General features: G+C 73.3%; 21 protein-coding genes and 2 pseudogenes. 13 read left to right on the top strand and 10 right to left on the bottom strand.

Annotated features, from left to right (window positions below; all coding sequences use genetic code 11):
- Positions 1-4 precede the first annotated feature (4 nt).
- From ACIO5D_RS26275 to ACIO5D_RS26255, 5 genes are all read right to left on the bottom strand, one after another.
- Complete coding sequence (locus tag ACIO5D_RS26275) at positions 5-2,131, bottom strand: 3-hydroxyacyl-CoA dehydrogenase NAD-binding domain-containing protein (RefSeq protein WP_363613451.1); 2,127 nt, start codon at positions 2,129-2,131, stop codon at positions 5-7.
- Positions 2,132-2,133: 2 nt separating this feature from the next.
- Positions 2,134-3,378, bottom strand: a complete 1,245-nt coding sequence (locus ACIO5D_RS26270) for an acetyl-CoA C-acyltransferase (protein ID WP_363613453.1) — start codon at positions 3,376-3,378, stop codon at positions 2,134-2,136.
- Between the two features lie 264 nt (positions 3,379-3,642).
- Positions 3,643-4,887 (bottom strand): ribonuclease D, encoded by a 1,245-nt coding sequence (locus tag ACIO5D_RS26265; protein WP_363613455.1) that lies wholly within the window; start codon positions 4,885-4,887, stop codon positions 3,643-3,645.
- Between the two features lie 389 nt (positions 4,888-5,276).
- Complete coding sequence (locus ACIO5D_RS26260) at positions 5,277-5,993, bottom strand: response regulator transcription factor (RefSeq protein ID WP_363613457.1); 717 nt, start codon at positions 5,991-5,993, stop codon at positions 5,277-5,279.
- Positions 5,994-6,331: 338 nt separating this feature from the next.
- Positions 6,332-6,994, bottom strand: a complete 663-nt coding sequence (locus tag ACIO5D_RS26255) for a DUF3000 domain-containing protein (RefSeq protein ID WP_363613459.1) — start codon at positions 6,992-6,994, stop codon at positions 6,332-6,334.
- A 178-nt stretch (positions 6,995-7,172) separates the two neighbouring features.
- Here ACIO5D_RS26255 and hemE point away from each other — a divergent pair, with 178 nt between their 5' ends.
- Complete coding sequence (gene hemE, locus ACIO5D_RS26250) at positions 7,173-8,243, top strand: uroporphyrinogen decarboxylase (protein WP_363613487.1); 1,071 nt, start codon at positions 7,173-7,175, stop codon at positions 8,241-8,243.
- A 55-nt stretch (positions 8,244-8,298) separates the two neighbouring features.
- On the opposite strand, the gene ACIO5D_RS26245 is transcribed toward hemE, so the two are convergent.
- A complete protein-coding gene (locus tag ACIO5D_RS26245) occupies positions 8,299-9,393 on the bottom strand; it encodes a DUF4349 domain-containing protein (RefSeq protein WP_400798151.1) in 1,095 nt (364 codons plus the stop codon).
- A 149-nt stretch (positions 9,394-9,542) separates the two neighbouring features.
- Positions 9,543-9,983 carry a DUF523 domain-containing protein gene (locus ACIO5D_RS26240; protein ID WP_400798148.1) on the bottom strand — a complete coding sequence of 147 codons (441 nt, stop codon included), beginning with the start codon at positions 9,981-9,983 and terminating at the stop codon, positions 9,543-9,545.
- Positions 9,984-10,279: 296 nt separating this feature from the next.
- Between ACIO5D_RS26240 and hemG the strand changes: the two genes are divergently transcribed.
- The gene (hemG, locus tag ACIO5D_RS26235) at positions 10,280-11,716 is read left to right on the top strand and encodes a protoporphyrinogen oxidase (RefSeq protein WP_400798145.1); all 1,437 of its coding nucleotides are present in this window, start codon (positions 10,280-10,282) and stop codon (positions 11,714-11,716) included.
- Positions 11,713-12,438 carry a hydrogen peroxide-dependent heme synthase gene (hemQ, locus tag ACIO5D_RS26230; RefSeq protein ID WP_363613467.1) on the top strand — a complete coding sequence of 242 codons (726 nt, stop codon included), beginning with the start codon at positions 11,713-11,715 and terminating at the stop codon, positions 12,436-12,438. The genes hemG and hemQ overlap by 4 nt, the downstream gene beginning before the upstream one ends.
- Before the next feature lie 83 nt (positions 12,439-12,521).
- Here hemQ and ACIO5D_RS26225 read toward each other — a convergent pair whose 3' ends face one another.
- The 3 genes and pseudogenes from ACIO5D_RS26225 to ACIO5D_RS26215 form a co-directional block, all read right to left on the bottom strand.
- Positions 12,522-13,304, bottom strand: a complete 783-nt coding sequence (locus tag ACIO5D_RS26225; RefSeq protein WP_363613469.1) for a TIGR04222 domain-containing membrane protein — start codon at positions 13,302-13,304, stop codon at positions 12,522-12,524.
- A 69-nt stretch (positions 13,305-13,373) separates the two neighbouring features.
- Entirely contained in the window at positions 13,374-14,450 is a 1,077-nt protein-coding gene (locus ACIO5D_RS26220) for a TIGR04222 domain-containing membrane protein (protein WP_363613471.1), read from the bottom strand.
- Positions 14,451-14,477: 27 nt separating this feature from the next.
- Positions 14,478-15,916, bottom strand: a pseudogene (locus ACIO5D_RS26215) (DUF692 domain-containing protein).
- 259 nt (positions 15,917-16,175) lie between these two features.
- Between ACIO5D_RS26215 and ACIO5D_RS26210 the strand changes: the two are divergent.
- The 10 genes and pseudogenes from ACIO5D_RS26210 (at position 16,176) to ACIO5D_RS26165 (ending at position 24,727) form a co-directional block, all read left to right on the top strand.
- Entirely contained in the window at positions 16,176-17,099 is a 924-nt protein-coding gene (locus ACIO5D_RS26210; protein ID WP_400798142.1) for a GNAT family N-acetyltransferase, read from the top strand.
- A 271-nt stretch (positions 17,100-17,370) separates the two neighbouring features.
- The gene (locus ACIO5D_RS26205) at positions 17,371-18,396 is read left to right on the top strand and encodes an MBL fold metallo-hydrolase (RefSeq protein WP_363613475.1); all 1,026 of its coding nucleotides are present in this window, start codon (positions 17,371-17,373) and stop codon (positions 18,394-18,396) included.
- 114 nt (positions 18,397-18,510) lie between these two features.
- Positions 18,511-20,334: an ATP-binding protein gene (locus tag ACIO5D_RS26200; RefSeq protein ID WP_400655976.1), complete on the top strand. Its 1,824-nt coding sequence runs from the start codon at positions 18,511-18,513 to the stop codon at positions 20,332-20,334.
- On the top strand, positions 20,331-20,756 hold the full coding sequence (locus ACIO5D_RS26195; protein ID WP_363613479.1) for a roadblock/LC7 domain-containing protein: 426 nt from the start codon (positions 20,331-20,333) through the stop codon (positions 20,754-20,756). The genes ACIO5D_RS26200 and ACIO5D_RS26195 overlap by 4 nt, the downstream gene beginning before the upstream one ends.
- Positions 20,753-21,106 (top strand): DUF742 domain-containing protein, encoded by a 354-nt coding sequence (locus ACIO5D_RS26190; protein ID WP_400655978.1) that lies wholly within the window; start codon positions 20,753-20,755, stop codon positions 21,104-21,106. Before ACIO5D_RS26195 ends, ACIO5D_RS26190 begins: the two co-directional genes overlap by 4 nt.
- Complete coding sequence (locus ACIO5D_RS26185) at positions 21,084-21,722, top strand: GTP-binding protein (protein WP_400655981.1); 639 nt, start codon at positions 21,084-21,086, stop codon at positions 21,720-21,722. Before ACIO5D_RS26190 ends, ACIO5D_RS26185 begins: the two co-directional genes overlap by 23 nt.
- Positions 21,719-22,933, top strand: coding sequence for a cytochrome P450 (locus ACIO5D_RS26180; protein ID WP_363613483.1), 1,215 nt, complete (start codon positions 21,719-21,721; stop codon positions 22,931-22,933). Before ACIO5D_RS26185 ends, ACIO5D_RS26180 begins: the two co-directional genes overlap by 4 nt.
- 276 nt (positions 22,934-23,209) lie before the next feature.
- Positions 23,210-23,422: pseudogene (locus ACIO5D_RS26175) on the top strand (helix-turn-helix domain-containing protein); the annotation flags it as partial.
- Positions 23,423-23,722: 300 nt separating this feature from the next.
- The gene (locus ACIO5D_RS26170; RefSeq protein WP_400798281.1) at positions 23,723-24,109 is read left to right on the top strand and encodes a hypothetical protein; all 387 of its coding nucleotides are present in this window, start codon (positions 23,723-23,725) and stop codon (positions 24,107-24,109) included.
- Positions 24,110-24,184: 75 nt separating this feature from the next.
- On the top strand, positions 24,185-24,727 hold the full coding sequence (locus ACIO5D_RS26165) for a GNAT family N-acetyltransferase (RefSeq protein ID WP_400798139.1): 543 nt from the start codon (positions 24,185-24,187) through the stop codon (positions 24,725-24,727).
- The last annotated feature ends 224 nt before the right edge of the window (positions 24,728-24,951 follow it).

The raw sequence follows: 24,951 nt of genomic DNA, 5'->3' as shown, positions 1-24,951 counted from the left end.
CGCGTTACGCGGGGACGGAGGCCACGCCCGGGGCGAGGAACCTCTTGCCGTTCACCCGCTCGGCGACGCCCGAACGGTCCAGGTACGGGGTGATCCCGCCCAGGTGGAAGGGCCAGCCGGCACCGGTGATCATGCAGAGGTCGATGTCCTGCGCCTCGGCGACGACACCCTCCGCCAGCATCAGGCCGATCTCCTGCGTCACGGCCTCCAGCGCGCGGTCGAGGACCTGCTCCTCGGTCAGCACGGAGTCGCCGAAGGTCAGCAGCTCCAGCACCTCGGGGTCGAGGACCTGCTTGCCGTCGACCCAGGTGTAGAAGCCGCGCTTGCCGGCCTTGACCACCCGGCCGAGGTTCTCGGAGACGGTGAACCGCTCCGGGAAGGCGCCGTGCAGGGTCTCCGAGACATGCAGCGCGATGGCCGGGCCGACCAGCTCCAGCAGCACGATCGGGGACATCGGCAGACCGAGCGGCTCGACGCCCTTCTCGACGGTGGCGATCGGGGTGCCCTCGTCGATGATGCTCTGGATCTCGCCCATGAAGCGGGTCAGGATCCGGTTCACCACGAACGCCGGGGCGTCCTTGACCAGTACGGCGGTCTTCTTCAGCTTCTTCGAGACGCCGAAGGCCGTGGCCAGCGAGGCGTCGTCGGTCTGCTCGCCGCGGACGATCTCCAGCAGCGGGAGGATCGCGACCGGGTTGAAGAAGTGGAAGCCGACGACCCGCTCGGGGTGCTTCAGCTTCGAGGCCATCTCGGTGACCGAGAGCGAGGAGGTGTTGGTCGCCAGCACACAGGTCGGCGAGACCACGTTCTCCAGGTCGGCGAAGACGGTCTGCTTGACGCCCATCTCCTCGAACACGGCCTCGATCACGAAGTCCGCGTCGGCGAAGCCGGCGGCCTTGTCGAGCGAGCCGGTGACCAGGCCCTTGAGGCGGTTGGCCTTGTCCTGGCCGATCCGCCCCTTGCCGAGCAGCTTGTCGATCTCGGTGTGGACGTAGCCGACGCCCTTGTCGATGCGCTCCTGGTCGATGTCGGTGAGGACCACCGGCACCTCCAGCCGGCGGGCGAACAGCAGCGCCAGCTGCGAGGCCATCAGACCGGCGCCGACCACGCCGACCTTGGTGACCGGGCGGGCCAGCGACTTGTCCGGCGCGCCGAACGGGCGCTTGGCCCGGCGCTGCACCAGGTTGAAGGCGTAGATGCCGCTGCGCAGCTCGCCGCTCATGATGAGGTCGGCCAGGGCCGCGTCCTCGGCGTCGAAGCCCGCCTGCAGGTCCTGGTCCTTGACCCGGGCGATGATGTCCAGCGCCTTGTACGCGGCCGGAGCGGCACCGTGCACCTTGGCGTCGGCGACCAGCCGGCCCCAGGCGACGGCGTCGTCCCAGGCCTTGCCGCGGTCGATCTCCTCGCGCTCGACCACGACGTCGCCGTTGAGGACCTTGGCGGTCCACAGCAGCGACTGTTCCAGGAAGTCGGCCGGCTCGAAGATCGCGTCCGCGATGCCGAGCTCGAACACGTCCGCGCCCTTGAGCTGCTTGTTCTGGCTCATCGAGTTCTCGATGATCACCTTGACGGCCTTCGCCGGACCGACCAGGTTCGGCAGGAGGGTGCAGCCGCCCCAGCCCGGGACGAGGCCCAGGAAGACCTCGGGCAGCGAGAAGGCCGGCACGCCCGCGCTGACCGTGCGGTAGGTGCAGTGCAGGCCGACCTCGACGCCGCCGCCCATCGCCGCGCCGTTGTAGTAGGCGAAGGACGGGACGGGCAGCGCGGCGATCCGCTTGAAGACCTCGTGGCCGCCCTTGCCGATGGCCAGCGCGTCCGCGTGCTCCTTGAGCAGCTCGACGCCCTTGAGGTCGGCGCCGACCGCGAAGATGAACGGCTTGCCGGTGACGGCGACGCCGACGATCGTCCCCTCGGCGGCCTCCGCCTCGACCTGGTCGAGTGCGGCGGACAGCTTCAGCAGCGAGCCCGGGCCGAAGGTGGTCGGCTTGGTGTGGTCGAAGCCGTTGTCCAGGGTGATCAGGGCCAGCCGTCCGGCCCGCAGCGGCAGGTCCAGGTGGCGTACGTGCGCGGTGGTCACGACCTCGCCGGGGAACAGCCCGGCGCCGTGCTGCAGCAGCTCAGTGGTGCTCATGGTCACTTACCGCCCTCGGACTCTGCCTGCTCGGTGGCTCCGCTCCAGTGCGGGTTCTCCCAGATGATCGTGCCGCCCATGCCGAAGCCGATGCACATCGTGGTGAGGCCGTAGCGGACGTCCGGGCGCTGCCCGAAGCGGCGGGCCAGCTGGTTCATCAGGCGCACGCCGGAGGAGGCCAGCGGGTGGCCGTAGGCGATCGCGCCGCCGTACGGGTTGACCCGCTCGTCGTCGTCCGCGATGCCGTAGTGGTCCAGGAAGGCGAGCACCTGGACGGCGAAGGCCTCGTTGATCTCGAAGGCCTGGATGTCGTCGATGGTCAGACCGGCCTTGGCCAGCGCCTTCTCGGTGGCCGGCACCGGGCCGATGCCCATGACCTCGGGCTCGACGCCCGCGAAGGCGAACGAGACCAGCCGCATCCTCACCGGGAGGCCGAGCTCCTCGGCGACGTCCTCGGCGGCCAGCAGCGAGGCGGTGGCGCCGTCGTTCAGACCGGCCGAGTTGCCCGCGGTGACGTTGCCGTGCGGGCGGAACGGGGTCTTGAGGCCCGCCAGGTTCTCCAGGGTGGTGCCCGGGCGCATCGGCTCGTCCACGGTGGCCAGGCCCCAGCCGGTCTCGCCGACCTCGGGGTTGGTGTTGCGGATCGAGATCGGCACCAGGTCGGGCTGGATGTCGCCGTTGGCGTACGCCTTGGCGGCCTTCTCCTGCGAGCGCACGGCGTAGGCGTCGCAGCGCTCCTTGGTCAGGTGCGGGAACCGGTCGTGCAGGTTCTCCGCGGTCATGCCCATGAACAGGGCGGACTCGTCGACCAGCTTCTCGGAGACGAAGCGCGGGTTGGGGTCGACGCCCTCGCCCATCGGGTGGCGGCCCATGTGCTCGACGCCGCCGGCCACGACCACGTCGTACGCGCCGAAGGCGATGCCGCCGGCGGTGGTGGTGACGGCGGTCAGCGCGCCGGCGCACATCCGGTCGATCGCGTAGCCCGGGACGGACTTCGGCAGGCCGGACAGCAGGGCGGCGGTGCGGCCGATGGTCAGCCCCTGGTCGCCGATCTGCGTGGTGGCCGCGACGGCGACCTCGTCGATCCGCTCGACGGGCAGGTTCGGGTTACGGCGTACGAGTTCCCGGATGCACTTGACGACCAGGTCGTCGGCGCGGGTCTCGTGGTAGATGCCCTTCGGGCCGGCCTTGCCGAACGGGGTGCGGACGCCATCGACGAAGACGACGTCCCTCGCGGTACGAGGCACGGGGGCTCTCCTCCCAGGGACCAACGGTTGAGGTGGGCAGGCCGCCGCCGTCGAAGACCCGGGCGGCGCCGCTCCACCGCCATGCTACCCGTCGGTAACCAACCTGCCCAGGCCCGGCGGCCCGATCTCCCCGTGTGTCCCGCGCCACGTCCCCGCCACACCCCGTCACATGCCTCTGCGGACTCCCCCGGCCCGGGTACGCCGAAAGGGGATGCCGTCCGTGACGACATCCCCTTTCGGCGTACCTCCGTGTGCCGGTGCTGCTCAGTTCTCCTGGGCCGCCGCCTTGGCGAAGGCCGCGGCCATCGCCGGTGCCACCAGCTCCACCTGCCACTGCCGGGCGCCGAGCCGGCGCAGCGCGGCGGCCACCCGTTCGGCGTCGGCGTCGGCCGGCGGTTCCCAGGAGACCCGGCGGACCAGGTCCGGGGTGATCAGGTTCTCGGCCGGCAGGTTGTGCCGCTCGGCCAGCTCGCTCACCGCGGCCCGCGCCCCGGACAGCCGGGCGGCGGCCACCGGGTCCTTCTCGGCCCAGGCGCGCGGCGGCGGCGGGCCGTCGTGCGGTGCGGCGGCGGGCGGCAGCTGGTTCTCCGGGACGTCCCGGCCCCGCTGTACGGCCGCCAGCCACTGTTCCAGCTGGCGCCGGTGCACCCGCGGCCCGAAGCCCTGAACGCCTTGGAGGGCGGCGATGTTGAGCGGCATGGCCAGCGCGGCGTTGACGATCGCGGCGTCCGAGAGCACCCGGCCCGGCGAGATGTCGCGCTCCTGCGCGGTCCGGTCCCTGGTCAGCCACAGCTCGCGCACCACGGCCAGCTGGCGGCGCCGGCGGACCTTGTGCAGCTGGGAGGTGCGGCGCCACGGGTCGGTGCGCGGTGCGGGCCGGGGTGCGGCGGCGATCGCGGCGAACTCCTCCAGCGCCCAGTCGAGCTTGCCCTGGGCGTCCAGCTCCTGTTCGAGTGCGTCACGCAGCTCGACCAGCACCTCGACGTCCAGAGCGGCGTAGCGCAGCCAGGGCTCGGGCAGCGGGCGGGTGGACCAGTCGACCGCCGAGTGCTCCTTGGCCAGGCTCAGCCCGAGCACGCTCTCGGTCATCGGCCCGAGGCCGACCCGGGCGAAGCCGGCGATCCGCCCGGCCAGCTCGGTGTCGAACAGTCTCTGGGGTCTCATGCCGACCTCGGCCAGGCAGGGCAGGTCCTGGGTGGCGGCGTGCACCACCCATTCGGTGTCCGCGAGGGCGGCGCCCAGCCCACTGAGGTCGGGGCAGGCGATCGGGTCGATCAGCGCGGAGCCGGCGCCCGCGCGGCGGAGCTGGATGAGGTACGCGCGCTGTCCGTAGCGGTAGCCGGAGGCCCGCTCGGCATCGACGGCGACCGGTCCGGTACCCGCGGCGAAGGCGGCGACGGTGGCGGCCAGCGCCCCCTCGTCCGCCACGACTGGCGGGATCCCCTCCTTCGGCTCAAGGAGCGGGACCGGGGCTGCTTCTTCTGGGATGGCTGCTACGGCGTCGGTCACCCACCAAGGGTACGACGGTCCTCAGAACCGGGAGTGTTGTCGGACTGGTCAGACCGGGTCCATGACGATCTCTCCGCCCACCCGGTCCGAGCCGAAGCGCCGCACCAATCCCAACCCGCTCCCACCCGTTCGCCTCGTTCCGCCCGCCCCTATCCGCCTCGCCCCCCGCCCCAGCCCGCCCTACCCGCCCCGAGCCGAAGGGGCGCGCCGGTGCCGAAAGGAAGGAGCGAGGAGGCCCCGAGGAGCGAGGGGCCTTGGAGCGACGACCGTCGGCACCGGACCAGAGCGCCCCGGAGGCGAGCGGGCGAAAACACAGAGGCGAGCGGGCGAAAATACGGCCCTGGAGGAAACGTTCCTCCAGGGCCGCCGCAGCGGTCCCACCTAGGGCGTCAGTGAATGATTCCGGTCCGCAACGCGACCGCGACCATCCCGGCCCGGTCGCCGGTACCGAGCTTCCGGGCGATCCGGGCGAGGTGGCTCTTCACGGTGAGCGCGGACAGGCCCATCGCCACACCGATCGCCTTGTTGGACTGGCCCTCCGCGACCAGCCGCAGTACCTCCACCTCGCGGCCGGAGAGCTCGCGGTACGCGGCCTGCTGTGCGCCCGGCGCTCCGGGGGCTCCGGGGGCGCCCGGCACACCGGCCGAGCCCGGCACGCCCGGCATGCCGGGGCGCCGCATCCGGCCGGCCAGGCCGCCCGCGCCGAGCGGCAGGCCCGGGCGGCCCGGCATGGCGACGTTGGTGCGCGTCCCGGTGACGACGTAGCCCTTGACGCCGCCGGCCAGCGCGCTGCGGACGGCGCCGATGTCGTCGGCGGCGGAGAGTGCCAGGCCGTTGGGCCAGCCCGCGGCGCGGGTCTCGGCCAGGATGGTCAGCCCGGAGCCGTCCGGGAGGTGCACGTCGGCGACGCAGATGTCGCGTGGGGTGGAGACCCGGGGGCGGGCCTCCGCGATCGAGGACACTTCGATCACGTCTCGGACGCCGAGGGCCCACAGGTGGCGGGTGACGGTGTTTCGGACGCGGGGATCGGCGATGACCACCATGGCGGTGGGCTTGGTCGGCCGGTAGGCGACCACGTTTGCGGGGTGCTCAAGAAGGACCGACACCAGGCCTCCTGCGGGGAGTGGCGGACGGAACCCCGATGGGGGCGGTCGGAGTGTTCCGCGTTTGGAAAGGGTCACAGTCTGCTTCGGCAGCTACCGTGCCCGGCTTTAGCGAAAGATCACGATCTAGTGAGTAACAATACGGACAAATCGCGCAGGCGACTGATGTGACATGCCTGGAATTCGTACAAAATCGATCAGATCCAGCGCGGATTGGCCGGTTTCGGTGGGTTTCGACCGGTCGATTGACGTGGAGCGGAACGAAGGCCACACTCCGTCAGCCCCGGGGGGCGCCGGTCCGATGCGGACCGGCGCCACTCCTTCGTGCGAACCGGCGCGAATCAGTGCGAACGCGGGCGCCGGCGGGCGGGCATCGGAACCACTCCACCGAGTGACGAGGCATCGGCGGACTGCTGCGCCGCCGGTACGGCCGGCGGCAGGCCGGCGCTGGTGCAGAGCAGGTCCCCCCAGGCCGCCAGGTGCCGCTCGAAGCGGCCGTCGGCCGGCGTCCAGGACGCGCGGATCTCGATCTCGGTGGACGACGCCCGGTCCGCCAGCGCGCCGAAGTACTGCGAGGCGCATCTGGTCACCGTGCCGGACGGCTCCACGAAGCCGGCGCCGTGCGTCTGCAGCGCGTCCAGCAGCCAGGCCCAGCCGACCTCGGAGAGCATCGGGTCGCCGGCCATTTCGGGCTCCAGTTCGGCCCGGGTCATGGTCACCACCCGGAAGTCACCGTTCCAGGCCTCCTGGCCGGCCGGGTCGTGCAGCAGCACCAGCCGGCCGTCGGCCAGCTCCTCGCCGTCCACCTCCACGGAGGCGGTCAGCGCGAACGAGTAGGGGGCGAGCCGGCGTGGCGCGGGTACGGCGGACAGTTCGATCTCGGGGCGCAACCGCACCCCGCTCAGTGCCTCGACGGCGGCCCGGAACTCGCTCGGCGCCCCCTCCCGACCCGTTCCGCCACCTGTTCCGCCACCCTGTGCGGGGTGCCCGCCGACCGCTGCCATGACCCGAAGACTAGGTCGAAAACCTGGGTAATCGCCGCAACTTCTGCCCGTGCGGCGTGCCGGGACGGCAATCCGGCCAGATCTTGGAGGAACCCACGAGGCCGGGCGGGGAGTGCCACCCGGGGTACGTGCGAAGATTTGAACCGTGAGTGAGACAACGGCAGACACCACGGCAGCCATCAGCACCGGTCAGCAGCCCCCCGCGCGCCGCGGCGCCGCGTACGACTCCGCCTTCCTGCGCGCCTGCCGGCACGAGCCGGTGCCGCACACCCCGGTGTGGTTCATGCGCCAGGCCGGCCGCTCGCTGCCCGAGTACCTGAAGGTCCGCGAGGGCATCCCCATGCTGGACTCCTGCATGCGGCCCGAGCTGGTCAAGGAGATCACCCTGCAGCCGGTGCGCCGGCACAAGGTGGACGCGGCGATCTTCTTCAGCGACATCGTGGTCCCGCTCAAGGCCATCGGCATCGACGTGGACATCAAGCCCGGCATCGGCCCGGTGATCGCCGACCCGATCCGTACCGCCGAGGACCTCAAGCGGCTGCGCCCGCTGGAGCCGGACGACGTCCCCTACATCACCGAGGCCGTCGGCCTGCTGGTGGACGAGCTCGGCTCCACCCCGCTGATCGGCTTCGCCGGGGCGCCCTACACCCTGGCCAGCTACCTTATCGAGGGCGGCCCGTCCAGGAACCACGAGAACACCAAGGCCATGATGTACGGGCAGCCCGAGCTGTGGGCCGCCCTGGTGGACCGGCTGGCCGACATCACCTCCGTCTTCCTGAAGGTGCAGATCGAGGCCGGCGCCTCCGCCGTCCAGCTCTTCGACTCCTGGGTCGGCGCGCTCGCCCCCGACGACTACCGCCGCTCGGTGATGCCGGCCAGCACCAAGGTGTTCGACGCCGTCGCCGGATACGGTGTGCCGCGCATCCACTTCGGCGTCGGCACCGGTGAGCTGCTCGGCCTGATGGGCCAGGCCGGCGCGGACGTCGTCGGCGTGGACTGGCGGGTGCCGCTGAACGTCGCCGCCGAGCGGGTCGGCCCCGGCAAGGGGCTCCAGGGCAACCTCGACCCGGCCGTGCTGTTCGCGCCCACCAGGGCGGTCGAGACCAAGGCCCGCGAGGTGCTGCACGCCGCCCAGGCGATCGGCAGCAGCGGCCACATCTTCAACCTCGGCCACGGTGTGCTGCCCAGCATGGACCCGGACGCGCTCAGCCGGCTCGTCGCCTTCGTGCACGAGGCCAGCGCGCGCTGACCGGTCCAGGACAGGACGGTGGCGGGCCCGCGCAAGGCGGCCCGCCACCGCTGTCTCAGCTGTACCGCTCCTCTTCCTCCTCCACCGTCTCCTCCGCCTCCGGACCGGCCGGGAAGCCGGGCCGGCCCGGCGCATGGGCGGGCACCGGGGGCAGCTTGGCCGCCCGCCGCCGCCGGAGGAACCAGAAGGCGAACGCCGCGGGCCCGAGTACCAGCAGGAACGGCGCCACCGCCGCGACCGCGATCGCCAGCCCGCGGACGATCGTGACCAGCACGTCCCAGCCGCCGCCCAGCGCGGAGCCGACCGAGTGCCAGAAACCCTCCTCGCTCTGCTTCGGTGCGTCGGGCGCGTCGGTGTGGGCGGGCGTCGGCTCGCGCCGTGCGTCCAGCGTGAGGGTGGAGAGCGAAGTCCGGGCGGCCAGCTCCTTCTGCTGCTTCTGCAGCGACTCCAGGTCCGCCTCACGGCGGCTCAACTCGCTCTCCAGACTGGTGATGTCGGCCAGCGACTTCGCCTGGCCCATCAGCGCCCGCACCCGCTCCACGCTCGCCTGCTGGCTCTGGACCCGGCTCGCCACGTCCGCGACCTGCTGGGTCACGTCGTCCGCCTGGCTCTTGCGCGACAGCACCTCGCCGAGTGCGGAGAGCTGGTCCAGGGTCTGCTGGAACGCCGCCGACGGCACCTTGAGGATGATCTGGCCGTTCAGCGGGCCGCCGGGCCGGGGGGCCGCGCTGTACGGGTCCCTTCCGTCGGGAGCCCCGCCGTTCACCGTCTCGCCGCCGATGTAGCCCCCGGCGGCGGCCGCCAGCTCGCGGGCCCTGGCGAGCACCTGGGAGACGTCCGTGGTCCGCAGCGACAGCTGCGCGGTGTAGGCGATCAGCCGGGTGTCCGCGGCCGGCACGGCGCCCGGCTGCCCGGTCGCCTGCCCGGTCTGCCCCGCCGCCCCCGCCGTTCCGCCCGCTCCGGCCGGAGCCGCCGACTGTGCGGCACCGGCGGCCGGCGCGGCCGCGGGCGCCTCGTCCTTCCTCGCCGCGCTGTCGCCCCCCGCCCGGGCGTCCATGTTCCGCTCGGCCGCGCCGCACCCCCCGACCAGCAGCGCCGCCGCGACCACTCCGGCCGCCAGTGCGCCCGGTCTGCGTCGTCCTCGCACCACGATCGAACCCTCCCCGAACCCTCGGTCCGGCGCCCCGACCGGGGCGCCCAGACCATTCGACGGGCGAGGGCCCGAATCGGACCCGTCCGGGAGATCGCAACTCGATCACGGCTCGGTGGCGGAGGGGACACGTACGGTCGCCGGGGTGGCTACCCGGCCTCGACCTCGATGCCCGCCCGCCGCAGCAGCGCCGCCGTCACCCCGTCCCCCGGGCGCAGGGCGCCGGTGAACGTGCCGTCGTAGATCCGGCCGCAGCCGCACGAGGGGCTGCGGGCCATCAGCAGCGCCCGCCGTGCCCCGGCCGCCTCGGCGGCGGCCAGCGCCTGCCGGGCGCCGTCCAGGAACGCCCCGGTGCAGTCCGCCCCCGTCACGTCCACCACCCGGGCCCGCCCGGCCAGCACGTCCTCGCCGTCCCCACCGACGATCTCCGCCGCCGGCCGCGGCGTCGCCAGCCCGCCCGCCACCTCCGGGCAGACCACCACCGCCTGTCCGGCCTCCACCAGCCCCACGGCCGCCGCCGACGTCTTCGCCCGCCCGTCGTACCGGCACGGCACACCCGCCAGACACGCGCTCACCAGGATCGGTTCCATGGCGGAAAGCTTAGGGCGTGTCTGACAATTCCCGCCGGGCGTGCGGCGTTGGGGCACGCACTCCCCCAGCCTCCGGCCGGGAGGTGCCCCCACGCCGCGTTGTCGTCGGTCGCCGATGCTCCGCATGGACTCCCTCCTCCGCCTTGCGATGCACGCACCCCAACGCCGCGCGCTGATCCGCCGCGAATTGTCAGACACGCCCTGGCCGTGCTCTGATCGGCGGCGCTGCGGAGGGGGAATCGTCCGGAAGCGGGCGGAGTGCGGCAAAGGTGTAAGGACCTGCAAGACTGCGAGGCATGTCGCAAGCACATGTCGTCGTGATCGGCGGCGGTATCGCCGGGCTGGCCGCGGCCGCCTTCCTCAGCGGTGCGGCCGGGGGGAGCGCGCGGGCCCGGGTGACGCTGCTGGAGGCGTCCGGGCGGGTCGGCGGGAAGCTGTCCGGCGGAGAGGTCGGCGGGGTCCGGGTGGACCTGGGGGCCGAGTCGATGCTGGCCCGGCGGCCCGAGGCGGTCGAACTGGCCCGTGCGGTCGGGCTGGGCGAGGAGCTGGAACCGCCGACCACCGCCAAGGCCGCGATCTGGACCAGGGGCGCGCTGCGGCCGCTGCCCGGCGGGCAGGTGATGGGCGTCCCCGGTGACCTGGACGCGCTCGCCGCCTCCGGGGTCCTCACCGCCGAGGGGCTGGAGCGGACCCGGCACGAGGGCGGTACGGAGGTCGCGGACGACATCGCGATCGGCCGGTACGTCGCCGCCCGGCTCGGCCGCGAGGTCGTGGACCGGCTGGTCGAGCCGCTGCTCGGCGGCGTCTACGCCGGGCACGCCGACGAGATCTCGCTGCGCGCCGCCGTGCCGCAGCTGCTGCCGATCGCGCAGGGCGGCGGCTCCCTGGTGGCCGGGGTGCGCGAGCTGGCGACCCGGCCGCAGAGCACCGCCGGGCCGGTGTTCCAGGGCCTGCGCGGCGGCCTCGGCACGCTGCCGGAGGCGGTCGCGGCGGCCTGCGTCAGGGCCGGAGCCGAGCTGCGGACGCACACGCCGGTGGACGAGCTGCGCCGGGCCCCCGACGGCTGGCGGGTGGTGACCGGCGGCGGCGAGACGCTCACGGCGGACGCCGTCGTGCTGGCCGTGCCCGCGCCCGCCGCCGCCCGCCTGCTGCGCACGGACGCGCCGGGCGCGGCCGCCGAACTGGACGGGGTCGAGTACGCGGGGATGGCGCTGGTCACCCTCGCCTTCCGGCGCGCGGACCTGCCCGAACCGCCGGCCGGCAGCGGCTTCCTGGTGCCGCCGGTGGACGGCCGGCGGATCAAGGCGTCCACCTTCTCCTCCAACAAGTGGGGCTGGCTGGAGCGTTCCGCCCCGGACGCGTTCCTGCTGCGCACCTCACTGGGCCGGCACCGCGAGGAGCAGGCGCTGGACCTGCCGGACGAGGAGCTGGTGGCCCGTTCGCTGGAGGACCTGGGCGAGGCGATCGGCCTGACCGCCCGTCCGTACGACACCGCCGTCACCCGCTGGCGGGCCGGCCTGCCGCAGTACCCGGTCGGCCATCTCGACCGGGTGGCCCGGATCCGGGCCGCGGCCGGGCGGCTCGGCGGGCTGGCGCTGTGCGGGGCCGCGTACGACGGGGTGGGCATCCCGGCGTGCGTCGCGAGCGCGCGGACGGCGGTGGCCGCGATCGTCGACAGACTGCCGACCCCGGAGACCGGGGAAGGTTCCACGGAGAGGACAATGGGCGCATGACTGAGACCGTTGAGCGGCAGCCGGAGCAGCAGCCCGAGAAGAAGAAGGCGCGCGACCTGAACCAGGTCATCCGCTACACCATGTGGTCGGTGTTCAAGCTCAAGGGCGCGCTGCCCGAGGACCGCACCGCCCTCGCGGCCGAGGTGGACGAGCTCTTCGCCCAGCTGGCCGCGAAGGACATCACGGTGCGCGGCACCTACGACGTGTCCGGTCTGCGTGCCGATGCCGACATCCTGGTCTGGTGGCACGCCGAGGACTCGGACGACCTCCAGGACGCGTACAACCGCTTCCGCCGCACCGGCCTCGGCCGGGTGCTGGAGCCGGTCTGGTCGAACATGGCGCTGCACCGCCCGGCCGAGTTCAACAAGTCGCACATCCCGGCGTTCCTCGCCGACGAGCGCCCGCGCGACTACGTCTGCGTCTACCCGTTCGTCCGCTCCTACGAGTGGTACCTGCTGCCGGACGCCGAGCGGCGCGCGATGCTCTCCGAGCACGGCCAGATGGCGCGCGGCTACCCGGACGTGCGGGCCAACACCGTGGCCTCCTTCGCCCTCGGCGACTACGAGTGGCTGCTCGCCTTCGAGGCGGACGAGCTGCACCGGATCGTCGACCTGATGCGCGACCTGCGCCCGTCCCGGGCCCGGCTGCACGTCCGCGAGGAGGTGCCGTTCTTCACCGGCCGCCGCAAGCCGGTGAGCGAGCTGCTCAACGGCCTGGTCTGACCGGCCGCGCACCATGTGGAGGGGCCCGCCTCGGCGGGCCCCTCCACGCGTTCTCCGGCCGGAGCGCGTCGGCCGGGCCGCGGTCAGTCGCGCTGGGGGCGGAGCGCCGCGCGCAGCCGGGCGTCCGGGAGGGCGGCCGGGCCGATCATCGCGACGGCGGTGAGCAGTTCACGCTCGTCGTCGTCGACGAGGCCGTGCTGGCGCGCCGGGCGGACCTCGCGCAGCACCTCCTGGCCGACCGGTGAGGCCCACTGGGTGTAGGGGTAGACGTCGACCCGGGCCATCAGCAGCGTGCCCGAGGTGAGGATCAGCGGCAGCGAGAACCAGGCGAGCGGCACCAGCGTGTCACCGTCCGCGGCCCCGCCGACGGCCAGCGCGGCGGCCAGCAGCACCAGCGAGAGCAGCAGCGCCTGCCGGACCTGCCGGATCACCAGGACGGTGTTCTGCTGCACCGACGCCGGGGTGGCCAGTCCGGCCAGGGTCAGCCGGCCGCCGATCTCCAGCACGGTGGGGTGGACGCCCATCGCCCGCCGCAGGTCGGCCGTCCGGCACTGGCCCTCGGGCCCGACGGTGGCGACCACCGCGCGTTCCAGCCGGCTGCGGCCCTTGGGGTCGACGACGGTGGTCCAGCCGGTGTGCGCGAGGTGCAGCCGCCCCCGGGAGGACATCAGGACGAGCGCCAGCTCCACCACCCGGTCCGGGCCGCCCGCCAGGTAGGCCGTCTCGTACAGCCCGATTCCGACGGCCTCGGACGGCCGCGGTCCGTCCTGTCCGGCGAGGGTGTCCGCGGTGGCGGTCATCCGGACCAGCCGGATGCAGGAGAGCACCGCGGCGACGCAGGCCGGGATCAGGAAGAGCAACCACATGGGCTTGTTGTAGACCTCTCGCGGTCGCGCGCGGAACGCATTCCCGGAGCGCGATACCGAACTGTGACGTCAGGAGCCGCAGCTCGAACCACCGCAGCTCGAACCGCAGCTGGAGGAGGACGAGGACCCGCAGCTGCTGGAGCCGGAGCCGCAGCTCGACGAGGACGAGCCGCAACCGCTGGAACTGGAGCCGCAGCTGCCGCCGCCGCAGCCGGATCCGGAGGACCCGGAGTCGGAGGAGCCGCACCAGGCGGCCGAGCCGCCGCAGGAGGAGCCGGACGAGGACGACGAGCATGACGAGGACGACGAGGAGGAGGACGAGGAGCCGCCGGTGGCCGCCGTGGACCGGGCGGCCGCGTCGGCCGCCGCCGCGGCGAGCATCGCCTCCTGCAGTTCCTCGTCCCCGAGCCCGGCGGCGGCCAGCCCGCCCAGCGCGATCGCGCCGAGCAGCGCGCCGCCCGTCGACCTGGGCGCCAGACCGGCACTGGGCTTCCACGGCTTGCCGCTGTTCATCAGAATGAGCTGGCGGCAGCCGGCCAGGGTGATCCGGCCCTTGACCGGCCAGGTGAGGATCAGGGCGACCAGGCCCACCACGAGCAGGACCGGCGGGATCCACGGCGCGGGCCGGTCGGAGCCGGCGTCGCCGGAGTCCAGCAGATAGGCCGCGACGGTGAACACCACCACGCCCAGCAGGGCGAACCAGAGCCGGCGGCGTGCCAGGCGGGCCCGCCGCAGCCGGACGGGGTTGCGCATCAGGCCGCGGTCGGCGAGCCGGTCGCCGATCTCCTGGACGGCGGGGGAGCGCATCACCTCGCGGCGCAGCGGGGTGAGGTCGCGGTGCTTTGACGGTCCGACGGCCTCGATGATCGCGAGGTCCACGGCGTCGTACGGCGTGCCGGTGGTGACGGTGACCAGGCCGGCCCGGTTGACCACCACCCGGCCCGCCTGGTGCATCCGCACCAGCGCGGTGTCGAAGACCCGGCCGGGGCCCCCGGACAGGAAGGCGGTGTCCAGCAGCGGCAGGCCGCGGCCGGGCAGGCCCTTGGCGAAGGGCACGCGCTTGACCAGCACCTTGGCCCGGATCGCGGCGACGGCGGCTGCGGCCAGCAGGACGGCCGGGACCAGGTAGTAGACGTTGTGCCACATGGGCGTTTCCCCCGGAATGGTGAGGTCTTACAGTTCGTGGGAGGGTCCGGCGCTTCCCGCCGGCCTCTTCTGGTCGTGTGGCCGCGGGCCGGGTAGCAGGGCCCGGCGCAGGCGGGTGAGCGGGCCGGGCCGTCGCCCGGCGGCGGGGTCGAGCCACTGCCGCAGGGCGGTGCGGTGCTCCTCTCCCGTGGCATCGTCCGCGATCGCCCAGGCGGCGAAGGCGCGGGCGTCGGCGCGGTAGCCGCCGGTCTGCGGGTGCCGGCGGGCGTACGCGAGGAACAGCGGTCCGTACTGCGGCCCGAGCAGGCGGGGCAGGGCCGGGGCGACCTTGGCGGCGGTGTCGCGGCGCTTGGCGGCCAGGCCGATCGACTGGGCGCGCACCTGGGCCTCGTCGAAGCCGGGCGGGACGGGGCCGCCGGCCACCAGGGCGGCCAGCAGCGCCTCCTGGCGCCGGGCCAGCGCGGCGCGGGCGGCGGTCAGGTCCGGGGCCTCGGGCGCCGGGCTCCCGTGGGCGGGGTGATCGTGCGCCGGGGGCTCGTGCGCGGGGTGATCGTGCGCCGGGGGCTCGTGCGCGGGGCCCTCGGGCGCCGGGCTCTTGTGCGTGGGGCCCGTCATGTCGTGCGGCCCCCCTCCAGCACACGCCGGATGGCGTCCAGTTCGCCGGCCAGTTCGGCGGGCGGCGGGAAGGCGGCGTCCCGTTCCAGCAGCACCCCGGGCGGTGCCACCCGCGCGCAGAGCTCGGCCAGCACCTCCAGCACCGGCTCGGTGACGGGGTGGGCGTGGGTGTCGTGCCAGATGCCGTCGATCATCGTGCCGCCCGCCACATGGACGTAGGCCAGCGCCTCCAGCGGCAGTCGGTCCAGCTCGGCGGCCGGGTCCAGGCCCAGGTTGACCCGGTTGGTGTGCAGGTTGGCGACGTCGATCAGCAGCCGGACGCCGGTGCGCTCGACCAGCTCGGCGAGGAACTGGCCCTCGGTCAGCTCGTCGTCCGGCCAGGCCAGCTGGGCGGCGATGTTCTCCAGCGCCAGCGGCACCGGGAGCAGGTCCTGTGCGATCCGGACGTTCTCGGCGACGACCCGCAGGGCGTCGCGCGAGCGGGGCACCGGCAGCAGGTGCCCGGCCTCCAGGCCGCCGGCCCGGACGAACGCCAGGTGTTCGGTGACCAGCGGGGAGTCCAGCGCCTCGGCCGCCTCGGCGAGCCGGGCGAGCCGGGCCGGATCGGGCCGGTCGGCGCCGCCGAGGCCGAGCGCGACGCCGTGCGGCACGACGGTGACGCCGCGGGCCCGCAGGACGGTCAGCGACTCGGGCAGGTGGTCGGCGCAGATGTTCTCCGCGACCACCTCGACCCAGTCCAGGCCGGGTTGCCGTTCCACCACGGTGTCGATCTCACTGCGCCAGCCGAGGCCGATGCCGAGCCGGTTCGCCGGGGTGGCCGCCGCGGGCCGGTTCACTGCGGGGGAGGTCATCGGTGCGCGCCCCCTTCGGAGGGCTGGGTGGGGTGGCCGTCGGGTGGTGCGGGCGTCGTCGCCAGGACCGCCGGGCCGTGCTGCTGAGGATGTCCCCGGGTGGGGTGGCTGCCAAGCCTCGCCCGGTCATCTCAGAGCATTATTTGAGCTTGAGGGCCCGGTGGTGAGGGACTTTAGTCCCGTCCGCCGTGCCGAGCTGCTGGTGGGGGCCGAAATTCGGAGGCGGCCCGGCCGGGCGGGCGGTTAGCGTGGCGCGTCTATGACGACACTGACGATTCGTGACTTCCGCCCGGCCGACGCCGGGGCCGCCGCCGCCGCGCACACCGCGGGCCGTGAGCACCTCCTGCTCACCCCCGAGGTGTTCGTGTGGCTGAACACCCGCCAGGCCGGGGGCGAGCACTTCCGTACCTTCGTCGCCGAGCTGGACGGCGAGGTGGTCGGGTCGATCCGCTGCGGTGTGGTCACCGGGACGACGACCAAGGGCGTCGGGTACGCCAACGGCAGTGTGCTGCCCGCGTACCGGGGCCGCGGCGCCTTCACCGCGCTGCTGGCGGCGGCCGAGCGGCACCTCGTCGAGCACGGTGTGGTGGAGCTGCACAGCTGGGTGGACGACCGGCCGGAGTCGCTGGCCTTCGCCGCCCACCGGGGCTTCACGGAGGGGCGGCCGGCCCACTTCGCGGGCCGCGACCTGACGCTCCCGCTGCCGGCGGCCACGGCGCTGCCGCCGGGTGTCGGGCTCCGGCCGGCCACCGACTGGGTGGACGACCCGTACCCGGTCTTCCTCATCGAGGCGGACGCGATCCGCGACGAGCCCGGCGAGGTCGAGATGGACGCCGCCGACTACGAGGACTGGCTGCGCGGCGCATGGGCCCGGCCCGACCTCGACCGGGAGCTGACCGTGGTGGCGGTGGTGAACGGCGAGCCGGCCGCGTTCACCGCGGTGCAGACGGACGGCGCGCACCGGTACTGGTCGGCGTTCACGGCCTGCCGCCGGGAGTTCCGGGGGCGGGGCCTGAGCAAGCTGGCCAAGGCGGAGTCGCTGCGCCGGGCCCGGGCGGCGGGCTACCGCTGGGCGTACACCAGCAACGACGCGACCAATGCGCCGATGCTCGCGATCAATGCGTGGCTGGGATACGAACGCTGCGCGAGCGAGCGGAAGTTCACCAAGCGGCTGGACGGCTGAGGCCCCGCCGCCGCGGTCCGGGGGCGTACTCACCACGGGATTTCCGGATTTCTGCACCGAGTACCCGGACCCTGCCCGCGCTGTGATGGCCCCGGCCGGTCCGTCGTCGCGCCGTCCGTTCCCGTTTCGTGGTCCGTCCCGCTGGGTGAGACGATTGGTACCGACCAAGGGTGTGCGAATCGGGACAGGTCGGGAGAGTCTGGGGCGCGGCCTGTCGGTGAACGTACAGGAATTTTCCCGCCCCTGACACATCATGGGCATAATCGCGCACATGACGATCAACCGTGCGAACGTGAGCGCGATTGCCGAGGACCTGTATGTGTGGCTCCCCCCGAAGCGGGGCTGGGGCCTGGCCAACTGCGGACTGCTGGTCTCGCCGAAGACCGCACTGTGGATCGACACACCGTACGACCCCTCGATGGCCGCGGAGTTCCTCGCCGAGAGCCGCCGCCGGCTGCCCGACGGGGTCACGGTGGACCGGGTGATCGTCACGCACGCCAACGGCGACCACCTCTGGGGCGCCGGGGTGCTCCCGGACGCCGAGGTGATCTCCACCCGCGAGGCGCTGGAGCACATCCACTACGAGCCGACCCCGAAGCAGCAGCACGCGCTGGTGACGGGCAGCGACCCGGCCTCGCCGCTGGGCGGCTACCTCCGCGAGCACTTCGGGCAGTTCGACTGGTCCGGCACCGAGCCGGTACGCCCGGACACGGTGTTCCACGGTGAGCTGGAGCTGCGCGTGGGGGAGTACCCGGTGCAGGTGACCGGGCTGCCGGCCGCGCACACCGGCGGCGACCTGATCGTCCACCTGCCGCGACAGCGCGCGGTGTTCACCGGTGATGTGATCTTCGGATCGACGCCGCAGCAGCCCGGCGACCACCCCGTGCACTGGGCCGGCCCGCTGCAGAACGTGATCGAGGCCTGCGAGCGGATCCTGGCCACCGGCGCCGAGGTCGTCGTCCCCGGCCACGGCCCGGTGCTCGACCGCTCCGGCGTCCAGGCGCACATCGGGTACCTGGAGTACGTCCGGGACCGCGCGCACGCCCTGCACGCCGCCGGGATACCCGCGCTGGACGCCGCCCGGCGGGTCATCGCCGAGCAGCGTTACCCCGAACTCGGCCTGCCCGAGCGGCTGGTGCTCACCGTCGCCGCCGAGTACCGCCACCTGGACGGCTCCGAGGTGCCGAGCGTCCTGGAGGCCATGAGTCAGGTTGCCCTGGTGGCCAGGGAGTTGGACGAGGATACTGGTCGGGTGCCGCGGCTCCGGGCGGGGCGGAGCACCGGCTCGCCCGCCTGACCGGACGGATCGAACAGACCGGACGGACCGCAGCGCCGGCGCCGCCGTCGGCCCGTCCGGACCGTGCACGCACCCCCTTTCCAGCCCTTCCAGCGAGGACTTCCGAGGACTTCGATGACGCAGATCGCGCTGCTCGCCCTGGTGGTGGCCGCCGCCGTGCTGGCGGGTGTCCTGGCCCGCGGCCGCTCCCGGGCCCTCACCCGGGCCGCGGCCGCCGAGACCGGACTGGCGCACAGCGAGGAGCGCACCCGCGTCGCCGAGGGCCGGCTGGCCCGGGCCGAGCAGCAGCAGCGCGAGGCGCAGGACGCCGCCCGGCACGCGGCCGAGGAGACCCGCCGCGCCGAGGGCCGTTACCGGGCCGCCGAGGAGCGCACCCGCGAGGCGGACGAGCGGACCAGGGAGGCCGCCGAGCGCGCCCTGGCCGCCGAGGGGCGGACCGGTCAGGCGGAACGGCTCATCCACCAGGCGGAGGAGCGGGCGGCCGCCGCCGAGGGCCGGACCGCCGAGGCCCAGCAGCGGCTGACCGACGCGGACGAGCGGACCAGGGAGCTGCTGGCCGAGATCGGCCACCTCGCCAAGGAGCGGGTGGCGGCCACCGCGCTGCGGCTCAGCCACCCCAACGCGCCGGTGGCCGGACCGCTGGACCGGCAGGGCATCGGCCCGGAGGCGGTCCAGGCCCTGCAGGCCGTGCTGGACGCGGCCGCGGCCGCCATCACCGACGAACGCGAGCGGGTCGACGCCGCCGCCCGGGCCGCGATGCGCGGCGCCACCTCCAAGATCCAGACGCTGCTGTACCAGATCCAGAGCCTGGTCCAGCAGCTCCAGCACGACAACGACGACCCCCGGCTGCTGGAGGTCGACTTCCGCAACGAGGTCGCCCTGCGCCGGATCCAGACCATCGCGGTGCTCTGCGAGGCCTGGCCCGGCCTGGCCCGGACCGACTCGCCGCTCGCCGAGGTGGTCGTCGGCGCGCTCTCCCGGGTGCCCGGCTACGCCCGCATCAAGGTGGCCAACCACCTGCGGGAGAGCCGGCTGGCCGTGGTCGCCCGGGCCGCCGAGCCGCTGGCCATCACCGTCGCCGAGCTGCTCGCCAACGCCACCGCGTACTCGCACCCGGAGACCGACGTCCCGGTCACCGTCCAGCAGGGCGGCCGCGGGGCACTGGTGATCATCGACGACAGCGGCATCGGTATGGAGGAGGACCAGCTGCGCCGGGCCCGCAGGCTGCTGACCGGCCCGCCCGAGGTGCTGCTCACCGAGCTGGGCAACCCGCCGAAGACCGGCTTCGCCGTGGTCGGCAAGCTCGCCCGCCAGTACGGCTTCTCCTGTCACATCGAGCCCTCGCCGTACGGCGGCATGCGGACGATCGTGCGGATCCCGGCGGCGCTGCTGACGGTGGTGGACGACGAGCAGCCGCTCTCGGTGCTCACCCCGCTGCCGCTGCGGGCCGGCGCGGGCCCGGCTCCGGCGCCCACCGTGCAGGCCGTGCCGACCCCGCGCGAGCTGTCCGACGGGCGCGACGGGCGCACCGTCCGCGACCCGGACCGGCCCGAACCGCCGGTCGGGCACACCGTGCCGACCATGCACGTCGTGCCGTCCGGGCCCGACGCGCCACCCGTGCAGGCCGTGCCGTCCGGCGACGGCAGCGGGCTGCCCAGCCGCCGCCGGCGCCAGCCGCTGCCGTCCGACGACCGGGTGCCCGTCCCGCGCGCCGCCGACCCCACCGCCGAACGCAGTCCCGCCGGAACGCCCGCCGCCCCGCCCGCCCGCACCCCCGAGCAGGCCGCCGCCCGCTGGCAGGCCCTGCAGCAGGGCACCGGGACCGGCCGGGCCGCCGTGGCGGAAGCCGCGGACCGGGCCGACCGGTCCGACGGCACGGCCGACACCGCAGGTACCGGCCACAGCCCCGCCCAGACCCCCGAAGGAGCCGAGCAGTGAGCACGAGCCCTACCGCCACCGACGAGATCTCGTGGGTGCTGACCCCGCTGCTGGAGCTGCCGGGAGTCCTGCACGCGGTCATCGCGACCGGTGACGGCCTCGTCGAAGGCGCCTCGGACGGCCTCGACCGGGCCTCCGCCGAGCGGGTCGCCGCGATGACGGCCACCGTGCACGCCGCCGCCCGCGCGTTCACCAGCGCCTTCACCGACACCGACCAGCCCCGGCTGGCCCAGACCGTGGTCGAGTCCGAACTGGGCTTCGCCATCGTCGTCCCGGCCGGGGAGAACACCTCGCTCGCGGTGTTCACCTCGCCGGAGGCCCAACTCGGCAACGTGGCCTACCAGATGCAGGTGCAGGTCGCCGCCCTGGGCCGTGCGATGGCGAGTCCGGCACGGCAACAGGAGAGCACCGCCCGGTCATGACCGCCGTACCCCGCAGGCGGATGGTGCCCGCCTACCTGGCCACCGGCGGCCGCAGCAGGCCCGGCGGCGCCGGCTTCGAGCGGCTCACCGTCCTGTACGCCGCGGGCGCCGAGCCGCCGCCGGAGCTGGAACACGAGCACCGGCGGCTCTGGGAGCTGCTGCGCCCGGGCGCGCTGACCGTCGTGGAGGCCGCCGCGCACCTGCGGCTCCCGGTCAGCGCCACCGTCTTCCTCGCGGCGGATCTGGTCGACGCGGGCTGTTTACGGGCCCGCAGCCCGATCCCCCGCGCACAGCAGACCGACCGCTCCATCGTTGAGAGGCTCCTCGTTGGACTCCGCACTCTCCGGTAGCCCGACCGGCCGCCCGAGCCGGGTGGGCTACCTGCCCGACCGGGACCAGACGCTGATGAAACTGGTGGTCGCCGGCCCGTTCGGGGTCGGCAAGACCACGCTCATCCGCACCCTGTCGGAGATCGCCACGCTGCACACCGAGGAGGCGATGACCGAAACCGGCGCGCCGGTGGACGACGCGGCGGGCCTGCCCGAGAAGACCACCACCACGGTGGCGGTCGACTTCGGCCGGCTCACCCTGCCCGGCCAGCTGGTGCTCTACATGTTCGGCACGCCCGGCCAGCGGCGGTTCTTCCCGCTCTGGCAGGACATCGCGCGCGGCGCTCTCGGCGCCCTGGTGCTCGCGGACACCCGCCGGCTGGCCGACTCCTTCGAGATCATGGACATGGTCGAGGAACAGGGCCTGCCCTACGCGGTGGCCGTCAACTGCTTCCCCGACGCGCCCGTGCACTCGATCGAGGTGCTCCGGACCCATCTGGACCTGCATCCGGACACCCCGCTGGTGCTCTGCGACGCCCGCGAGCGCCGTGCCAGCCTGGACGCGCTGATCGCGCTGGCCGAACACGTCCTGGACGTCCTGCCCGCCGCACCCGCCGCCGCCCTGGAGCAGCCGTGACCGCCGACACCAGCCCGCCGAGGCCCGAGACCCGGCCGATCCCGATCTACGGCCCGGTCTTCGCGGCCGACCCGCAGCTCGTCTACGAGCAGCTGCGCCGCTACGGCGCGGTCGCCCCGGTGGAGATCGCGCCGGGCGTCGAGGCCCTGCTGGTCACCGACTACCAGGCCGCGCTGGACCTGCTGCGCGACACCGACACCTTCTCCAAGGACTCCCGGGCCTGGCAGCAGACCGTCCCGGCGGCCTCACCCCTGCTGCCGATGCTCGGCTACCGGCCGACCGCCCTGTTCAGCGACGGCGAGGTGCACGCCCGCTACCGGCAGGTGATCACCGACGGGCTGGCGCTGATCGAACCGCACCTGCTCCAGCGCCGGGTCGCCGAGGTCGCCCACCAGCTGATCGACCGCTTCGAGGCGGCCGGCTCCGCCGACCTGATCGCCGAGTACGCGCGGCAGCTGCCGGTGTTCGTCTTCAACACCTGGTTCGGTGTGCCGGAGGAGCACAGCGCCCGGCTGGTCGCCGGCATCTCCGGCATGATCGAGTCCACCGAGAAGGCCGGCGCGGCCTACGCGGACCTCGTCTCGGTGGTGACCGGCATGGTCGCCGAGCGCCGCGAGCACGCCCGGCACGACCTGACCTCCTGGTTCCTCAACCACCCGGCCGGGCTGGACAACGACGAGGTGATCCGGCAGATCACCCTGACCATGATCGCCGGGCACCAGCCGACCACCAACCTGATCGGCAACGCGCTGCTGCGGCTGCTCACCGACGCCCGCTACGCCGGATCGCTGTTCGGCGGTGCGATGACGGCCTACCAGGCGATCGACGAGGTGCTCTGGCACGAGCCGCCGCTGGCGAACTTCTCCGCCCACTACCCCCGGTACGACATCACCTTCCACGGCCGGGAGATCGCCGCCGGCTCGCTGCTCCTGGTCTCCTACGCGGCCGCCAACTCGCGGGCCGCGCCGGACACCGACGGGGGCGAGCTGCGCAGCGGCGAGAGCGCCCACCTGGCCTGGGCGGCCGGGCCGCACGCCTGTCCGGCCCGTGACCCCGCCCTGCTGATCGCGATCACCGCGATCGAGCAGCTCACCAGCCGGCTGAGCGACCTCGCGCTGAGCACCCCGGCCGACGACCTGTTCTGGCGCCCGGGCCCGTTCCACCGCGCCCTGGTCCACCTGCCGGTCCGGTTCAGCCCGGTCGGCGGGTAGGCCCGGGAGCGGCGCGCCTCCGGATTCGTTCGGGGGCGCGCTGTTTTGTGTTGCGCCAGGGGGGGTGTTCGCGCGCCGTCTGTTCGGGTGATCCGGAGAGGGGACTATCTGGTTCCGGCGCTGGTGTTCGTCTGCCGCGTCTACGGTGATCCTTGCGGCCAACGGTGGTGTCACGCCGACCTGTTGGCGCAATTAATCTGATGATCCGTGCCAAAAGATGGTCCCCGGCGGTGCGTCAACACCCCGGGGCTCGGCACCAGGAGATGAGAGCTCCCTATGCAGATCCATCGTATCCCGAAGCATGCGCCCGGGTACACGATCCTCGACAACGGCCACGTCGTCCGGAAGCACTCGCTCAGCTGGGCGGCCCGTGGGCTGCTGAGTTACCTTCTCAGCCTTCCCGACGGGGCCCGGGAGGACGTGCGGACCCTGGCGGCGAAGAGTGTCGAGGGCCGAACGACCGTAAGCCGTGCGCTCCGTGAGCTTGAGCAGGCCGGCCACTACATCCGGCGGACCGAGCGGGACCCGCTGACGGGACAGGTGCGGACCACGGTGTCCGTCCACGAGGTCCCGGTCACGGGCAAGGCGGTGCACACGGTGCCGCCGCTTCCCGTGCCTCCGGCCGCCGGGCGCCCCGGAGCCGGAACGGCGGCGGCCGGGAAGACGGGAAACCCCTCCGGGAGGGTAAGGAATCTGATTCGGAGGGAAGTTGAAGGACCTTCCGTCCTTCCGTCCCGGCCGGTCGGCCCGGACGCGGAGCTGTCCGTCGGGAGCCCGGGAAGTCTGAAGGTGCCGAGCCCGCCGCGTCCGACGGAGGGCATGGAGCTGCTGCTCGAACTGGGCCGCTGTGAACCGCGCATGGCGCTCGCGGGCAAGCCCCTGACGGATCAGGCCGCCCGGGTGGAGGGGCTGCTCGCGGGCGGCTGGACCCGGGACGCGCTGACGGGCATCCTGTCCGCCCCGCTCCCGGAGAAGATCACCCGAAGTGTCGGCGCCGTCCTGGCAGCCCGGCTGTTGAAGGTGCCCCCGTTCCCATCCGCCCACCGGCCGGCACCGTCCGAGGCTGCTCCGGCGCCTCGCCAGGCGTCTCCCGAGTGCCAGGGCGACGACGGCCTGTGCCGTCGGCCGGTCCCGAGCGCGGACCGACTGTGCTCGGAGTGCCGGGACCAACTGTGAGGACGCCACTAGGGCGTGTATCGAAAGTGCCTAGTGAAGAGGGCGGAGAGCCCAATTGTGATCCAGAATGATTGGATGGTCACGCTTGAGACTCCCCGTTTGATCCTGCGTCGTTGGCGCGAGGAAGACGTTGCGCCCATGGCCGCCGTCAACGCCGACCCCGAGGTCATGCGGTGGATCCGCGACGGCAGCGTCCTTGACGAACAGCAGACACGCAGCCGGGTCCAGGCATGGGAGAGCGAGTGGGAGTCACAGGGCTTCGGCCTGTTCGCCGTGGAGATCCGGTCCACTGGCGAGCTGGCCGGGTTCACCGGCCTTTCGGTGCCCGACTTCTTGCCGGAGGTACTCCCGGCGGTTGAGGTCGGCTGGCGGCTGGGACGTTCACACTGGGGGCAGGGCTTGGCCACCGAGGCTGCTGCGGCCGCTGTACGGTTCGGGTTCGAAGAGCGAGGGCTGGAGCGGATCGTCAGCATCACGCAAGTGGGCAACGACGCCTCCGAACGGATCATGGCCAAACTGGGGATGCATCCGGTCCGTGAGACCGTCAATCCCATCGGCGGTCGGCGAGTACGGGTGTTTGAGGTGTCGTCGGATCAGTACGTCACAACCACTCGTTGATGGCTGCGACGAGGGCGGTCGCCTCGTAGCGGACCGCGAGTTTGTCGTACCGTGTGGCTACAGCGCGGTGTCTTTTGAGCCGATTGATGCCGCATTCGACCGCGTGCCTTGCCTTGTAGTCTTCGGGGTCTGAACCGCTGCGGGTTCTGCAGAGACTCTAGATTGTTGCTGTGACCTGCAGGTTTGGCTGCTGTTGGCTGTAGTAGGCGGCTTCGTACTCGGCA

The sequence above is a fragment of the Kitasatospora sp. NPDC087315 genome (genome assembly GCF_044744345.1).
Lineage (GTDB): Bacteria > Actinomycetota > Actinomycetes > Streptomycetales > Streptomycetaceae > Kitasatospora.
This window is presented reverse-complemented; position numbering and strand designations above follow the sequence as displayed.

Excerpts from the sequence above, each read along its gene's own strand:
- hemQ (WP_363613467.1), top strand. The coding sequence starts at position 11,713 with ATGACTGAGACCGTTGAGCGGCAGCCGGAGCAGCAGCCCGAGAAGAAG.
- ACIO5D_RS26165 (WP_400798139.1), top strand. The coding sequence starts at position 24,185 with ATGGTCACGCTTGAGACTCCCCGTTTGATCCTGCGTCGTTGGCGCGAG.
- ACIO5D_RS26190 (WP_400655978.1), top strand. The coding sequence starts at position 20,753 with ATGACCGCCGTACCCCGCAGGCGGATGGTGCCCGCCTACCTGGCCACC.
- ACIO5D_RS26210 (WP_400798142.1), top strand. The coding sequence starts at position 16,176 with ATGACGACACTGACGATTCGTGACTTCCGCCCGGCCGACGCCGGGGCC.
- ACIO5D_RS26200 (WP_400655976.1), top strand. The coding sequence starts at position 18,511 with ATGACGCAGATCGCGCTGCTCGCCCTGGTGGTGGCCGCCGCCGTGCTG.
- ACIO5D_RS26205 (WP_363613475.1), top strand. The coding sequence starts at position 17,371 with ATGACGATCAACCGTGCGAACGTGAGCGCGATTGCCGAGGACCTGTAT.
- ACIO5D_RS26220 (WP_363613471.1), bottom strand. The coding sequence starts at position 14,450 with ATGTGGCACAACGTCTACTACCTGGTCCCGGCCGTCCTGCTGGCCGCA.
- hemG (WP_400798145.1), top strand. The coding sequence starts at position 10,280 with ATGTCGCAAGCACATGTCGTCGTGATCGGCGGCGGTATCGCCGGGCTG.
- ACIO5D_RS26240 (WP_400798148.1), bottom strand. The coding sequence starts at position 9,983 with ATGGAACCGATCCTGGTGAGCGCGTGTCTGGCGGGTGTGCCGTGCCGG.
- ACIO5D_RS26225 (WP_363613469.1), bottom strand. The coding sequence starts at position 13,304 with ATGTGGTTGCTCTTCCTGATCCCGGCCTGCGTCGCCGCGGTGCTCTCC.
- ACIO5D_RS26275 (WP_363613451.1), bottom strand. The coding sequence starts at position 2,131 with ATGAGCACCACTGAGCTGCTGCAGCACGGCGCCGGGCTGTTCCCCGGC.
- ACIO5D_RS26255 (WP_363613459.1), bottom strand. The coding sequence starts at position 6,994 with ATGGCAGCGGTCGGCGGGCACCCCGCACAGGGTGGCGGAACAGGTGGC.